18 protein-coding genes are annotated in these 15574 nt (G+C 34.3%); 5 read left to right on the plus strand and 13 right to left on the minus strand.

Annotated features, from left to right (window positions below):
* Window positions 1-38: 38 nt before the first annotated feature.
* Window positions 39-974 carry an aldo/keto reductase gene (locus tag NSS74_RS13935; RefSeq protein ID WP_340813821.1) on the minus strand — a complete coding sequence of 312 codons (936 nt, stop codon included), beginning with the start codon at window positions 972-974 and terminating at the stop codon, window positions 39-41.
* Between the two features lie 107 nt (window positions 975-1081).
* Between NSS74_RS13935 and NSS74_RS13940 the strand changes: the two genes are divergently transcribed.
* Window positions 1082-1390, plus strand: a complete 309-nt coding sequence (locus tag NSS74_RS13940) for an ArsR/SmtB family transcription factor (protein ID WP_340813822.1) — start codon at window positions 1082-1084, stop codon at window positions 1388-1390.
* 40 nt (window positions 1391-1430) lie between these two features.
* Here NSS74_RS13940 and NSS74_RS13945 read toward each other — a convergent pair whose 3' ends face one another.
* The 3 genes from NSS74_RS13945 to NSS74_RS13955 all read right to left on the minus strand — a co-directional run bounded on the left by NSS74_RS13945 (window position 1431) and on the right by NSS74_RS13955 (window position 5003).
* Window positions 1431-2381: a serine protease gene (locus NSS74_RS13945; protein WP_002012402.1), complete on the minus strand. Its 951-nt coding sequence runs from the start codon at window positions 2379-2381 to the stop codon at window positions 1431-1433.
* Window positions 2382-2715: 334 nt separating this feature from the next.
* Entirely contained in the window at window positions 2716-3003 is a 288-nt protein-coding gene (locus NSS74_RS13950; RefSeq protein WP_002012401.1) for an AbrB/MazE/SpoVT family DNA-binding domain-containing protein, read from the minus strand.
* 119 nt (window positions 3004-3122) lie between these two features.
* Window positions 3123-5003, minus strand: a complete 1881-nt coding sequence (locus tag NSS74_RS13955; protein WP_061689803.1) for an FtsX-like permease family protein — start codon at window positions 5001-5003, stop codon at window positions 3123-3125.
* 264 nt (window positions 5004-5267) lie between these two features.
* On the opposite strand from NSS74_RS13955, the gene nadE reads away from it, so the two are divergent.
* Window positions 5268-6086, plus strand: a complete 819-nt coding sequence (nadE, locus tag NSS74_RS13960; RefSeq protein WP_002031433.1) for an ammonia-dependent NAD(+) synthetase — start codon at window positions 5268-5270, stop codon at window positions 6084-6086.
* Window positions 6087-6130: 44 nt separating this feature from the next.
* On the opposite strand, the gene NSS74_RS13965 is transcribed toward nadE, so the two are convergent.
* From NSS74_RS13965 to NSS74_RS13980, 4 genes are all read right to left on the minus strand, one after another.
* Window positions 6131-6592, minus strand: a complete 462-nt coding sequence (locus NSS74_RS13965; protein WP_002141378.1) for an NUDIX hydrolase — start codon at window positions 6590-6592, stop codon at window positions 6131-6133.
* Between the two features lie 27 nt (window positions 6593-6619).
* A complete protein-coding gene (locus tag NSS74_RS13970; protein ID WP_002141377.1) occupies window positions 6620-6820 on the minus strand; it encodes a DUF4083 domain-containing protein in 201 nt (66 codons plus the stop codon).
* 108 nt (window positions 6821-6928) lie between these two features.
* Window positions 6929-8089 carry a transglutaminase domain-containing protein gene (locus NSS74_RS13975; protein WP_044444241.1) on the minus strand — a complete coding sequence of 387 codons (1161 nt, stop codon included), beginning with the start codon at window positions 8087-8089 and terminating at the stop codon, window positions 6929-6931.
* 147 nt (window positions 8090-8236) lie between these two features.
* Complete coding sequence (locus NSS74_RS13980) at window positions 8237-8989, minus strand: YwqG family protein (protein ID WP_002141373.1); 753 nt, start codon at window positions 8987-8989, stop codon at window positions 8237-8239.
* 224 nt (window positions 8990-9213) lie between these two features.
* Here NSS74_RS13980 and NSS74_RS13985 point away from each other — a divergent pair, with 224 nt between their 5' ends.
* A complete protein-coding gene (locus tag NSS74_RS13985; RefSeq protein ID WP_002012392.1) occupies window positions 9214-9375 on the plus strand; it encodes a YjcZ family sporulation protein in 162 nt (53 codons plus the stop codon).
* Between the two features lie 82 nt (window positions 9376-9457).
* A complete protein-coding gene (locus NSS74_RS13990) occupies window positions 9458-10423 on the plus strand; it encodes a patatin-like phospholipase family protein (protein WP_002141372.1) in 966 nt (321 codons plus the stop codon).
* Between the two features lie 95 nt (window positions 10424-10518).
* Here the strand turns inward: NSS74_RS13990 and NSS74_RS13995 are convergent, their stop codons facing one another.
* Both NSS74_RS13995 and NSS74_RS14000 read right to left on the minus strand, forming a co-directional pair.
* The gene (locus tag NSS74_RS13995; RefSeq protein ID WP_002012388.1) at window positions 10519-10686 is read right to left on the minus strand and encodes a DUF3933 family protein; all 168 of its coding nucleotides are present in this window, start codon (window positions 10684-10686) and stop codon (window positions 10519-10521) included.
* Window positions 10687-10698: 12 nt separating this feature from the next.
* Complete coding sequence (locus NSS74_RS14000; RefSeq protein ID WP_061689802.1) at window positions 10699-12141, minus strand: aminotransferase-like domain-containing protein; 1443 nt, start codon at window positions 12139-12141, stop codon at window positions 10699-10701.
* A gap of 122 nt (window positions 12142-12263) precedes the next feature.
* On the opposite strand from NSS74_RS14000, the gene NSS74_RS14005 reads away from it, so the two are divergent.
* Window positions 12264-12881, plus strand: coding sequence for a LysE/ArgO family amino acid transporter (locus NSS74_RS14005; protein ID WP_340813823.1), 618 nt, complete (start codon window positions 12264-12266; stop codon window positions 12879-12881).
* Between the two features lie 48 nt (window positions 12882-12929).
* Here NSS74_RS14005 and NSS74_RS14010 read toward each other — a convergent pair whose 3' ends face one another.
* The 3 genes from NSS74_RS14010 to NSS74_RS14020 all read right to left on the minus strand — a co-directional run bounded on the left by NSS74_RS14010 (window position 12930) and on the right by NSS74_RS14020 (window position 15570).
* Window positions 12930-14180 carry an MFS transporter gene (locus tag NSS74_RS14010; protein ID WP_078176796.1) on the minus strand — a complete coding sequence of 417 codons (1251 nt, stop codon included), beginning with the start codon at window positions 14178-14180 and terminating at the stop codon, window positions 12930-12932.
* 217 nt (window positions 14181-14397) lie between these two features.
* Window positions 14398-14604: an alpha/beta-type small acid-soluble spore protein gene (locus tag NSS74_RS14015; protein WP_000113539.1), complete on the minus strand. Its 207-nt coding sequence runs from the start codon at window positions 14602-14604 to the stop codon at window positions 14398-14400.
* 123 nt (window positions 14605-14727) lie between these two features.
* Window positions 14728-15570 carry a sugar phosphate isomerase/epimerase family protein gene (locus NSS74_RS14020; protein WP_061689799.1) on the minus strand — a complete coding sequence of 281 codons (843 nt, stop codon included), beginning with the start codon at window positions 15568-15570 and terminating at the stop codon, window positions 14728-14730.
* Window positions 15571-15574: the final 4 nt, after the last annotated feature.

Consider the following 15574-nt stretch of genomic DNA (forward strand, 5'->3'; position numbering starts at 1 on the left):
CCTTTTATATAAAAAGAGGGAACTATCCCTCTTTTTAACTAATCTTCTAAAATAGATTCAATCTCTTTCATAACTTTTTCATTCAATGAAACATCCACTGCTCTTACACTTTCTCTTATTTGCTCCGCTCGTTTCCCACCAGGAATAACAGTATCAATTCCTTTTTTATTTAATAGCCACGCTAAAGCTAAATGTGATACTTCAAGATTCATTTCTTTAGCTAAATCTTTTAACATCTCAACTTTTTTAAAGTTATTTTTATATGTATTTTCTTCAAATAGATTTACACTTTGACGCCAATCGCCTTCGTTTAATTTAAAATTTTCTGTATATTCCCCGCCTAGTATCCCAAAGGCAAGAGGCCCGTACGGTATAAATGAAATACCTGATTCTATACAATATGGCAAAAGTTCTTCCCCAGCAGCACGATCCAACATATTATACGGTGATTGTACAACATCTATATGTCCGTGCTGATTCGCTTCTTTTAGTTGCTCTACATTTACGTTAGATATTCCAATTGAACGAATTTTCCCTTCCTCTTTTAGGCGAGTAAGCTCTCCAATTGAATCTATGTAACTTGTTTCAGGATTTGTAAAATGTAAATAATATAAATCAATATAATCAGTTTGTAATCTTCTTAAGCTATTTTCCACAGCATTTCTTAAATAGCTTCGTTCATTATTAATATGAACCTCTCCATTTAATAACGGCTGAATTCCACCTTTTGTAGCAAGTACAAACTCGTGGCGTTTTCCTTTTAATACTTCTCCTACCAATTCCTCTGATCTACCAAAACCGTATGAATCTGCTGTATCAAAAAATGTAATCCCTTGCTGAATTGCTTCTTCTATTAATCTTTTTCCTTCTTCCTCATTCACATCAGCATATAAATTATGTCCCCCAACAGCGTTTGTTCCTAACCCCAACTTCGAAATATTTAGTCCTGCCTTTTGCAATTTTGTATGCTTCATTTTTTATCCCCCTATATTTCTATTGTTCGATTATATTCGAACAATAGAAATATACCACTTTATATGTTATAGTGCAAATATATTAACTTATACAAGCAGGTGAAAAAATGCGTACTCTCTATCATCCAAATCGAGAAGAAATTCAATTCTCTTCTGTCTTATATGCACTTAGCGATCAAATTCGTTTACAAATTGTAACTATGCTACTAGAGAAAAATGAACAATCTTGTGGTGCGTTAAACATTCCAATTGCGAAATCAACTTTATCTCACCATTTCAAAGTTTTACGTGAATCTGGTGTTATGTTTACACGACTTGAGGGAACGCAACGTTTCATTTCAATTCGTGAAGAAGATTTAAATACTAGATTCCCTGGTTTATTAGATGTTGTAATACATGCGACAGAACCATACTAAAAAACATCTCATATAAATATGAGATGTTTTTTAGTAATTACTATTCTTTTAATAAATCTATTAATCCATTCCCTTCAGATGTACGTTCATACCCTAAAGGTACAGTCCTTTTTATAAGTTGCGCATATATTTCCGGCTCTGATAATTTTCTACCATACTCTCTCTCACACTGCTTTATGAGAAGTGCTAGCGCCCCAGCGACATGCGGCGTCGCCATTGAAGTACCACTTAATACCGCATATTTCCCCTCTGGATACGTAGACAGTATTTCATCACCCGGCGCTACTAAATCAATTTCTTGATTTGAATTACTAAAGCATGAAATTTTCCGCTCTAAATTAACAGCACCTACTTCAATTACTTCAGAATAAGCACCTGGAAAATCTAATTCTTCAGTATCATCGTTACAATCTCCATCATTTCCTGCAGCGCACACGACAAGTACGTCTTGTTTTACCGCATTTTGAATAGCTTCATGTAACTCTGGTACATCTTGCGGACCACCAAGTGACATTGAAATAATTCTTACTTTCTCTTTATTCGGTCCTCTCCAATTTACAGCATAATGAATGGCCTCAATAATTTGCTCATAACTTCCAGAACCATCTCCAGCTAATACTTTTAAAACTAACATTTTAGAAAGTGGTGCGACTCCTAGTACACCCACTCCATTTTCAGTCGCTGCAATTGTCCCCGCTACATGAGTACCATGCCCATTATTATCAAGATAAATATTGGGATTTCCTTCATAATCTTTTGTGAAATTTCTCCCACCAATAATACGATCTTTTAAATCTACATGATTTACATCACAACCTGTATCTAAAACAGCAACGACAATGTCTTTTCCTTTCGCGCTCTTTTCCCATACTTGCGGAGCATGAATCAATTGTACACCTGGTGGAATTTCATTTACTTGTTCAACCACTTTATTTACAGTAAACGGAATTAATTTAATGCCTTTTTGTTTATTCGCTGTACTACTATTCATCGTAATCCCTCCTGAAAATATATTATTTTCATTTCAGACCACTATTGAATGCGTTTAGATTTAACATTCGTTTTATTCGTTCCATTTCCCTTCCTCTCAAATATTTCTCAATAAACAAAAGAAAAGGACCCATTATGGTCCTTTTCTTTTTCAGTTTTTCAAAAGAATAATATAAAGTGAAACTATAATCAGTGGGGGGTGTTCATCCCCCACTGATTATTAGCCCTCATCAATCGGGCTTTTACGGGCAGTTGATCTCCGACCCAACTTCTTTTCTTCAGCCGAGTTTTGAGGTGGGAGTTTTACTGCCCACAAATAGCTGGATAAATTAAGACTAAATCTTACTCTTGTTCAAAAACTGCTCAATTTCTTTTATTACATGTTTTGCGCCTTCTATACTAACAGTAATGTTTCCATTTGCTAATGAAATATTTTGGTCTGAAACATCACCTGTTATTTGACAAGCATTGTAAGGTTGATATTTTTGTAAAATGACTTTGTCTTCTTCTACAAAAATTTCAAGTGGTGATTTGATTTGTATTCCTAATACATCTCGTAATTCTTTAGGAATAACTATCCGTCCCAATTCATCTACTTTTCGAATAATTCCTGTTGCTTTCATGTTACTCCCCCCTTACTCTCTATTATTTTTTTCACCTCGCTATTTTCATTTTATCACTATATATTTGGTAATGCCTTACTCTTTTTAGAAAATATAGTACAAAAGTTAAAAAAAAACATTTAACGAATATTCAATCTTTCTTTCAATTGTTTTAAATAACGCGATCTTATAATTAAGAAGTATACAACTTGAATACCTACGAAAATACTTAATACAATTGTATTTTCTTTAAACAGTGAGTACTCAAACATTTGTCCTAACGCAGTTAATGCTACTGCCCCGTGTAATGTTGCAACTCCAACTGGAACGAAGAATAAAAGCGCTAAGCGGATTGTGACTACTTTCGATAATTCCCCTCTCGTCAATCCAACTTTTCGAATCATTTCAAATAAACGAGTATCGTCCTCCAAATCTGAAAATAAACGGAAGTAAAGGAAGCTTCCTGCACAAACGAAAAATACAATACCAATAAAGAAACCTACAAATAAAATGGGTCCTGCGATTTGTAGACTTTGATTTTGATCGTACTCTTCTGCACTAAACGTTGAATGTTCTTGATAAGGCTTCATCTGAAGCGTAAGTTCCTTACCGACCTCAATTTCATCTTTCGCGGATTGTGTTTTATACATATAATCTTTTTCTTCTTTAAATCCATCTTGTAATGAATCATATTGATTTTTAGAGATTACATACACATTACCTCTTAGTATTTTACTTAATGAAGAAGTATTAACTTTTTTCACATTTAAACGTTCATTCATATTTGGTAAAGTAATTTCTTTTCTTTCTTTCATCGGTGGTCCGGGTATTTCGACTGACAAAAATAAAGCCTCTTTATTTGATACACTATTAAATGGTTCTCCTGTTAACTTTGCATATTCTTTATAATCTGATTCTTTTATAAAAATGGCGCTTCTTAACGACTGCTCCTCCGTTTTCTTCGATGAAATATTTATTTTTGAAGCTGCTATATTATGTTTCTTTAATCCTTCGTCAATGATTTTCAGATGCTGTGACTCATTGCTATTACCTTGCTTAGACTGATAGTGAAACGCAATTGGTCTGTCCATAATTTCTTTCGTCATCGAAGCAAACCCAACCAATGTACCTATTGCTGAAAATGCTACAGTTGAAATAATCGTTACAATAAAGAACATCCTTGCATTATCTCTCATACGGTATGCTAAATCTGACAAAGTAATAATATTTGTCTGTGTCCAATAGAAACGTTTACTTTTTTTACATAATCGAATAATAAAGACACTCAACTGCTTGTACAGCAAATACGTACCAATAATTACTACCGTTGTAACAGGAATCATCATTATAAATACCATTGCACCATGTGACATAAGAGCTCCTGCATAACCAGCACTAAGCAATACTACTGCTAATATAGAAGAAATTATAGATGCCTTCGGTTCTGGCTTCGCCTCTGCTGATCCTCTAAACAATTTCATAATTTTATTTTTACGAACCATTCCTGCACTAAACAATGAAATGATCATAAATAATACGAAAAACATAATACTCGTTACAACAATCGCTTTCATCGGTATGTAATAGGATAAAGAGATATCTAGTTTTAATATCATCGGAGCTACAAATATTAATATTCCTGAAAACAACATACCTGAAAGAATCCCAAAAATTATTGCCCCTATTCCAATCATTATATTTTCAAAGAAGATAAGACGCTTTAATTGATATTTCGTCATACCTAGCATCATTAAAATTCCTAGTTCACGCTTTCTCGTTTTCAAAAACATTCCCATTGAATATAAAATAAAGAAGAATGTAAATAAGTAAATAATAGACTGCGCAAAAGACATACTTACGAATACGTACTGTCCTAATTCTCCAGCACTTAATGCCGGATGAAACGCAAAAAATGAATACACGAAAAAGGCCATAATTGCAAATGCACTACTCAAAAAATAAGCTGAGTATGTTCGTCTATTTCGCGTTACATTTCGAAATGCGAGTTCTCTAATGTTCATACTACTTCTCCGCCCTTCTACTAACTATACTTTTATATTAGTAAAGTTCGGAAATACCTTCCATCGAATCAAATGACAAAAACCTTACATTATTGAAAGATTTTAAACAATTGCTTATATAAAACAGTTTCATTATAATGACTACATTCATACACGCATCCTATTGTATATTCGTTAGTTTTGCGAAATAATAAAGGATAGAAGTATGTACCAATATACATATAAACTTATTTACCGCTTTAATATGAATAGGAGGAAAACATAATGACATTACAAGAACAAATTATGAAAGCATTACATGTTCAGCCTGTAATTGATCCGAAAGTAGAAATTCGTAAACGAATTGATTTCTTAAAAGATTATTTAAAAACTACAGGTGCAAAAGGATTTGTACTTGGAATTAGCGGCGGACAAGACTCTACACTGGCAGGACGTTTAGCACAGCTTGCAGTCGAAGAAGTTCGTAATGAAGGTGGTAACGCAACGTTTATCTCCGTACGTCTTCCATACAAAGTACAAAAAGATGAAGATGATGCACAATTAGCATTACAATTTATTCAAGCTGATCAGTCTGTTGCTTTCGATATCGCTTCAACAGTTGATGCTTTCTCAAATCAATACGAAAACTTATTAGACGAATCATTAACAGATTTCAATAAAGGGAACGTTAAAGCGCGTATCCGTATGGTTACACAATACGCAATCGGCGGACAACAAGGGCTACTCGTTATCGGAACTGATCATGCTGCTGAAGCTGTAACAGGTTTCTTCACAAAATTCGGAGATGGCGGTGCAGATTTATTACCATTAACGGGATTAACGAAACGCCAAGGACGTGATTTATTACAAGAATTAGGTGCAGACGAGCGACTTTACTTAAAAATGCCAACAGCTGATTTATTAGATGAAAAACCAGGTCAAGCTGATGAAACAGAGCTAGGCATTACTTACGATCAATTAGATGACTATTTAGAAGGTAAATCCGTTCCAGCTGACGTTGCTGAAAAAATCGAGAAGCGTTACAAAGTGAGTGAACATAAAAGACAAGTACCAGCGTCAATGTTTGATGATTGGTGGAAATAGAACATAAAAAAGAAGCTAATCTCATTTAGCTTCTTTTTTATACGTTAACGATATACCCCTACTCTTTTCTCTAATAAATCCTGCAAGCAATCTTCATGTTGTTTATTAAACAATGGCGGCATTTTGTCTAAAGGGAAAAACTGCAAATCTAACGTTTCATCACCGTCTATTTTTGTATTCCCTCCAACGATTGAAAACTTAAAGAATATTACAATTGCCTGTGCCTGATCTCCATTCGGATATGCTTGAAAATATTTCGTATACACACCAATGAGCTCATCAATTTTCACATCATATCCTGTTTCTTCTTTTATTTCTCGAATCGCAGTTTCTGCCGCAGATTCCCCGATTTCCATTGCACCGCCTGGAAATCCCCAAGCATTAAAGTCTCCTCTTTTTTGCAGAAGCACTTCACCGAATTCATTAAATACACAACCTCCTGCAAAATTCAAAATAACATAATCATGCCCTATTTTTTCACGTAATTCCTTTATATAATTCGCCATCTGCTTCTCCTTTTTATCCATCTTCCATTATTCTTTTTTATCTTTTTCAAGCAATTCAATAATCCGATCTAACTTCTGATTCATATTAATCACATGTTGTTTTTTCATAGTGTTGTTTTGCAATAATCTTTTAATGAACAGAGTAAATGATACAAAAAACAAAACGATAAGTCCGATTACTAGACAAAAATATATCAATGCAAATATATTATTTTCGAACAAATTCATTCAGCTATCACATCCTCTATTTTCAATTATTTTATCACATAATTCTAAATAGTCACTAGAATTATACTCAAACGTAAAAAGAGCACCTTTTAAAGATGCTCTTTTTCATTAATACGTAAATGTAATTGTCGCTAATGAATAACCTGTCATTGCACTATATGGCGCAACTTGATAAGATACACGCTTTGCACCTTTTGGCCAAGTTATTTCATTTAATACTTTCTTTATATCTTGCATCGTTCCATCCATGGACTGCTTATATCGTACTTCTACTTTTTCTGGCTTGGAAGCAAATTGTTGCTGTAATTTTTTCTTAAACTCATTGTAATTTTCCGCTCCGTATTGTGCAGATAAATACTTTAAATTTGTTTCTTTTAACATTTGTTCATATACAGCAGTTTTTGAACTACCGGCTTTTATTTTGCTTGTTAATTCGTTGAAGTAGCTTGTAGTTGCCGCTGGATATTCACTACGATCCCATTCATGGTCTTTGCTTAATTGTTCATCAGACATATTAAAATATGAATATGTTACGCGCCCAGCTTTATCAGGAACTGGATCATCGAATGTAGTATCAAGGTGGTACCACTTGTTATCAATGTTCACTAAATTCCATGCGTGAGCTTGTCCATTCCCTGTACCTGTTACAATATGATTTTGAATACCTGCTTCTTTTAGTAATTGATATGTTAACAATGTATATCCTTGGCAAACGGCAGAACGATTCGCTAACGCTTCATACGCTGTATATGCTTGATAAGAAGTATCATATGATACTTCTTTCACAACATAATCATGAATAGCTTTCACTTTTTCATGTTCATCCATGCCTTGTTTAATGATAGAATTTACAATTGCTTTCGCCTGAGACTTTACATACTGTGTTTGCTCTTTTGATTCACGATACTTCACTTGTAATGTAAATGTATAATTCCCTGGCATCCCTTTTATAGAATATTTAGTAGACGCTACATTATATTTTACATACTCATCAGCATCTACAATTTTATTAAACTCGCCATACAATTGGTCCATAATATTTCTAGCATTTCTATCTTTTGTTTTATATGTGATTGTAATATTTTCTTCTCTATTATCAATCTGTTTTTTTAATTCTTTTCTGAAATCATTTAACAACTTTGCATCTGATTGTGTTGTCACTGTAGTCGGATTCGTAGCCGCATAAGATACAGCTGACGCCTGTAAGCCTCCCATTACTATAGTTGAACAAAGTGCGGCAGCTGTCACATACTTACTTGTCTTTCCCATCTTGTCACTCCTTACATTCTATAACTATACAAAAAAGTATCGTATAGTTTCAGAGTATACAATACTTTTCAAAATAGGTCATATGAGATTATGCATATTTAACATTTTTAAAAGGGTTGTTCTTTTAGAAAAAGAACAACCCTTTTTTTAGCAAGTTTGTAACACACAGCATGTATTTTCAAAATGGCGATTTTTCAAGTCTTCATTTCCAATACAGAAATAAAGCATCCCTAAATCTCCCCACATCATATTACAATTTTTAGTATCTGAATCAATTTGGAATAAGAGCGTCATATGCTGTGGATCTATCCCCATATATTGTCCAGTCTCGTACAATACCTCATCTTGTACAGAGAATGGTTCTCCAAACATTTGATGATTATCATAGTTGTCTGGGATTAGCTCTTCAAGTAATTGCAAGAAACGATCTGAATCCGCCTCATCTTCAATGAAAAGCTCCGGTAATTTATACGTCAGTTCAAAAGTAATTGCGCACTGGTTATATTTCGCTTGTATTTCATCTGCTCTACGTAATTGCTCTACAGGGATATCATAATAAAGTACACGTCCAGCTTCGGTTGGATCCACATCTTCTTCAAAGTAATTTTCAATACTAAAGAAATATAACATCCCTGTCTTAGGAAGATTATGATCCATACCAACGTTTTGTAAATCACTTAAATTAAATTGTGCGATAAAACGTAACGGATTCTCTTTGTATGTTGGATATTCAAATGTATTTGGCAAATCAGGAACTCCGCCCATTTTCGAACTGCCTATCGCAATTATTTCCTGTTGTTTTGGCACAACTTTTACACAAGGAAATACAGTATTAATAAGTTCCTGTTTCAAATGTGTTAGTTCATATTTATCAATTAATATTTCAATTTTCTGTTCCATAAATTCTCCTTACATTTACATACTTATTTGTATCATAGCACAAAGATTATACTTCATTCATTGTAAATTCAACAAGCCCTCCAAAAAACGGGCTTATCCCTCGTACGCGAACAAGTTTAAAAAAGCATAGTATACATTGTTCCTACAAACACGATAGTTCTTTATTTCTTCCAGTACATTTTCCCCTCGTTCATTTTTATTTTTAATTTAAGGAGGAATTCCACATGGGTTACGGATATAGTTGCGGCGGTTACGGCGGTGGTTACGGTTACGGCGGTAGTTGTGGTGGCGGTTGTGGTTATGGAGGTTTCGCTTTATTAATCGTTTTATTTATCCTTCTAATCATCATCGGAGCTAGCTGTTGGGGCGGCTTTGTAGGCTGCTAGTAAACTTAAAAACTATTGTAAAAAAGCACGTACAATACGTGCTTTTTTTCCATTTTCATTTTTTAGAAAGGAAGTATGTTCAATGAAAATTGATGGTGTTTTTGAAGGAGGCGGTGTACGCGGAATTGCTCATGTAGGGGCAATTTGCGCGTTAGCCGAAAAAGGATATGAATGGGAACGTTTAGCTGGAACATCAGCCGGCGCTATTATTGCAGCTCTTCTAGCAGCAGGATATTCTTGTTCCGAATTAAAGACGATTGTAACAGACATTGATTATGAAAAATTTACCAAAAAAACTTTTCTTGATAAAATCCCCTTTATTGGTAAAGGATTAAGCGCTTGGTCTACTCTAGGTATTTATTCAAATGTATTTCTCGAAGAATGGCTAGAAGACCTGCTTAGAAAAAAAGGAATTCATTTGTTTACAGACTTACCCGATTTGAATAAACTCAAAATTATCGCTTCAGATATAAGCAATGGGAAAATGGTTATTTTTCCCGATGACTTGCCAAACTACGGATTTTTAAATTATCGCTTCTCTATCGCTAAAGCAGTAAGAATGAGTGGAACCATTCCTTTCTTCTTCGAACCAGTGAAATGGAGAACCCCAAAATGGAAACAACCTTGTTATATGGTTGACGGCGGTATTTTAAGTAATTACCCAATTTGGATTTTCGATTCACCGACTTCTCCTCGCTGGCCTACCTTTGGATTTCATTTTGTAAAAGATGAGATTCAAGCTGATCCCGCCCACTATGACGAACCTATTTCCATGTTCAAAGGATTATTTAAAACGATGATGCAAGCTCATGATTTACGTCATTTAGATAAAGAATCAAAGGCTAGAACTATTACAATTCCAACAGGAATCATTACCAGTACTAATTTTCAACTAACTAAAGAAGAGAAAGAATGGCTCTATAACTCTGGTTATAATGCAGCTAATAAGTTTTTACAATCCTGGAACTTCAGACAATATGTTGATGAATATAGAGACGGCAATCAGGATCGAAAAACAAATCGGTATTTCCGCCAACTTGACTCATAATTATATTATTTTCCCTGTCACACTTTAATAGTAAATAAGCCTAATAATATAGTACATTATTAGGCTTATTTACTTCTTATGTACTCTCCCATTATTTAAGGATAAGTTAACCCTTCAGCTTCTTCTGCGGTAATTACTATGTAACGGTTTCCGGTTCTTAATCCTAACAGTTCTGCTTTTTCAACTGCATCCTGTTTTGTCTCTGCATAAGCAGCTAAATATTTATCCCCATCGATAATTTGGCAAATCACATATTGTTTCATGGTTTTCTCCTTTTACCCTTTAATTAATTGCGCAATCTTTTTTATTCCAACTTCAATTTCTTCTACAGTTGCATAGGAATAAGAAAGACGTAAAAATTGGTTAGCACTTCTATCATACAAAGTGCCTGGGTTTAACAACACCTTTTCTTGTAAAGCTTTTTCAAATAAACTACGATTCGAAATTGGTAGATTTATATGTAGCCAAATGTAAAAGCTTCCTACTGGCTCATGCCAAGTTGCAATGCCACTACAATACTTTTCTAACATACTTATCATAAAATCTCTACGTTTTTTCAATGCACTTCTTACAAACTGTAAATGTTCATCATACAATCCATTTTCAAACCACTCCGCTGCAATCTGCTGGGATATAGAACTTGAACCATAATCAGTTTGCATTTTTATATCTGCTAATCTTTGAATAACTGATTCTGATCCAACAACCCACCCAATTCTTAAACCAGGACTAATGACTTTGGACATACTTCCAATATGTAGCACGATACCATTTTTATCATATGCCTTTAAAGGCTTTGAAACTGGTGCATCGAACCATAAATCTTGATATACCGCGTCCTCAATAATAGGTAATCCAATTTCATTACATATCTCCATCACTTCTTCCCTCTTCTTAGCGTTCATACTAAAATTGGTCGGATTATGAAAAGATGGGATTGTATATAAAATAGATGCGTTAAATTGTTTCTTATATTTTGTGATATAGGAAGTATTTATACCATTCTCATTCATTGGTATTCCAATCAAGCGCATTCCTGCTGATTGAAATACATTAAGCGAATATAAATATGATGGTTTTTCTAATAAAATTGACGCTCCTTTCGGAAGAAGCCCCATTGAAATAAGTTGCAGTGCTTGGATTGCTCCCGAAACAATTAAAATAGAGTCAGGAGATACATATACCCCATGCCCTTTTAAATATTCCGCAATTTTTTCTCTTAAATGGAGATTTCCTTTCGGTTCCTCATACCCAAGTGTAACATTTGATTGTAGAATTTTATTAATAATACCCTTCATCTTTTTCTCAGGCAAGAGACTCGGTGAAAGTTCACCTGTTCCTAATCGAATTACATTGGGAGTAAATTCAGCTTGATTAATCTCTTGTACAGCAGGAAGATTCGGATAATGAAGTCCTGTTTCTACATAAGACTGCCAGTTTGGAGGCGGGGCATATGTAGAAGTACTCTCACTATTATTTATAACAATTGTTCCCTTCCGGCCATTCCCCTCAACATACCCTTTTGCTACTAATTCATCGAAAGCCATTACAATTGTACTTCGATTCACTTCAAACGTATGCGCCAAATCTCTTTGTGAAGGTAATTTAGTTCCAATTGTCCATTCCCCATTAACAATTCTCTCTTTTATATAAGATTCTATTTGTTTATACAAAGGAACAGATGAAGACATATTAGGTTTCCAAACGAGCCTTTCCATTATCTCACCTCACATACTTTATGGTTGGTAACCTATCCAACCATATGGATGGATACAAATTTTCATTTCTTCTATACAATATAGACTATCATAATTAATCAAATTAAGTAGGAGGTAATCTGATGAGTGAAGCAATTATTCACGGTATCATCCTTGCATTTGGTCTTATCATTCCATTAGGTGTCCAAAATGTTTTCGTCTTTAACCAAGGCGCTAGTCAACCAAATATTTGGCGAGCTGCTCCTGTAGTCTTGACTGCATCTATATGTGATACATTATTAATATTAATTGCTGTACAAGGTGTCTCCCTTGTCCTCTTAACTTTCTCTTGGTTAACAACCACCTTGTATATGATTGGATTTTTCTTTCTTATGTATATGGGCTTGGTTATTTGGAGAAGCGATCCTTCAAATGATGTAAAACAAGAAAAAAGCATGCCTTTAAAAAATCAAATTATTTTCGCCGCATCAGTTTCATTACTAAATCCACACGCAATTTTAGACACAATTGGTGTAATCGGAACAAACTCTATACAGTACATAGGAAGTGAGAAATGGGCTTTCACTTTTGCAACAATTATAGTTTCTTGGATCTGGTTTATTAGTTTAGCTTTTGCTGGAAAATTTCTTAAAGGATTTGACTCGACAGGAAAAACGATTATAGTATTAAATAAAATTTCAGGGCTAATCATATGGGGAGTCGCACTTTATATGTTAAAACAAGTTATTTTTCCTAACTAATTAAAGAGAATTGCATGTTATGTAATTGGCATGCAATTCTCTTTCGCATTATGAAGTTGGTTCCGGTTTCTGTTTTAACATCATTTTATCTTTTGCTGGTTTAATCCAAATAATTGCTATGACAGCACCAATAGCAGCGAAGATGCTTGTTAAATAAAACACTTCATGGTCTGCCCCTTTCATAAAAAAAGAATACAGGGGTGGTCCAGCTGCTACACCGATAAATCGCATTGAACTATAAAATGACGTAACTGTCCCCCTCTGCTCTTTTTCAATCCCTTGTGTAATAAGAGCATCTAGACATGGTAACGCCATACCAATTCCTCCCCCCATAATAACGAGACAAAGAAGTAGCAAATAGATTCCTTTTAGAAATAAAGGTAAGAAGACAGATGCAGCAGCCAGTAAAAATCCAATATAGATACACTTTTTCATAATATCTTGTTTATCTCCAATTTTTTTACCAGCCATATATGAGCTAAGTGATAGTACAAGTAAAGGAATAGCGAGTACACACCCTTTCCATATACCATGAATATCGTACTTCGACTCCAGTATAGTTGACAGATAAAAAAGTATTCCGAATAAAATAAGCATAATAATTGCACCTAGTATAAAAATGGCAATTAACCATCTTCCCTTTTCTCGAAACGTAGAGATAATAGATTGAATAAATTCCTTAAGTGGTGGGGCTTCTTCTTCTTGTTTCTTCGCCTTTACTAGTACCAGTAGTAAAACAATCGATATTACACATAAAACTGGAATCGCCCAAAATGGTAAGAACCATACAATTGCTGCAAGAGCTGATCCTAATATGGGACTCAATACTTTTCCAAATGTATTTGACGTCTCAATGATTCCTAAACCTGCACTAACCTGTTTTTCATCTTTGTATAAATCACCGACACATGGTATGACAACTGGCATAGCACCAGCAGCACCTATCCCTTGAATTGCTCTTCCGATAAGAATCCAAACATAAGGGTTATCAACTTTCCATGATACCCATCCCGTTATCGCTCCTCCAATAGCTGCAATTAATAAACTTGGAACCATTACCATCTTTCGTCCCCATCTATCTGATAAATAACCAGCAATCGGTATAAGTATAATTGCAATGATAGAATAAATTGTAATTATCATGGATACTTGGAAAGATGAAATATGTAATTTCTTTTCAATGGTTGGCAGGATTGGAATAAGCATTGAATTACCTAGCGTCATAACAAGTGGAACTGATGCAAGTGCAATTAAACAACAGTTTTCTTTTTTTAACATGTTGATTTCGGAACCTTTCATCATATATTTCTTACCATATAATAGCCCTGCTGGAAATTATGTTTACATTCCACCAGGGCTATTTCATCTTTACTACTTTCCATTTACAACAAAAGAAATTGGGTAAATTATAGCATTACTCCTATTCTTTGAATCCTGTTCACAATATATCCATACCAATTAATTGAAAATAAAAAAGAAAGGAAGAATCCTTCCTTTCTCCTATAACCTTCTACATTTAGCGAGTATATCCGCCACCAAGCTGTTGTTCTGCCATCGCTACAAGGCGTTTTGTAATTTCACCGCCTACAGAACCGTTTGCACGTGAAGAAGTATCAGCCCCAAGCTGTACACCAAACTCTTGTGCAATTTCATATTTCATTTGATCTAGAGCTGCTTGTGCTCCATGTGATGCTAATTGATTAGCGTTACGATTTCTAGCCATTACCGATCACCTCCTTATATATATTAAACTGTATCAAATCCGAAATTAAATACATGGTAATTTTTGGTTATTGATAAAAATAAAAAAAGAGTCTCCTAAACGAGACTCTTTCATCATTTCACCTTATGAACTTACTACTTCTAATTTTCTATTCGTTAATGCTTTCATTTCTTCTTTCAATATATCTTTCGCATTATGCCCAAACCATTCAAGCGAAGCAAAATGATCAGTATCTCTCACTTCCCGGATGATTTCATCATAGTTTACAATACCTTCAAATAATGGAACCATTCCTATACGACTTCCAGCAGCGGCATATACATTATTTGGTTCAAACACGTGTAAATACTCCGCTGATGATATATTCTTAAAATGGTAATGTTGTATCCACGGCTTTAATCGATGAAAACTATCTACAGGGTCTGCACCAGACTCCCATATATGAAGAAAATCAAGGTTTATTTTTAAATATGGATGATTTACTTCTTCTAACAATTTCAAAGTAGACGGCAAAGTATCCGTTAACGTATTTGGATGTGTTTCTAATAGTATATACATATTATGCGGAGCAAATAGATCACAAATCATGCGAATTCGCTTCACATACTCTTTTCTCTCTTGTTCCGAGAAATCCTCACTACCTTTTTGCCCGGCAAATGTACGAATTTTATTTGTATTAAACCAATTAGCTAGTATTACCAGCTGTTCACATTTTTCCATCGTTTTTTGAAAATCTGCTGATAATGATATGTCCAAGTAATCACTTATCATCGTGACCTCTAAATTTTTATCCTTTAAATAATCTATTTCTCGTTCTGTCGTTTCACGCTCTTGCATATATAAATTTTGTGCATGGGTCCCCCACAACTCAATTCCTTCAAAACCGTTTTCATATGCAAATTGAACAATATCAGTAAATGAAATTAGTTGATGGCGAAATGAAATTGTACATAGCGAATATTTCATTGGT

It is taken from the genome of Bacillus sp. FSL E2-8868, from assembly GCF_038005505.1.
Lineage (GTDB): Bacteria > Bacillota > Bacilli > Bacillales > Bacillaceae_G > Bacillus_A > Bacillus_A mycoides.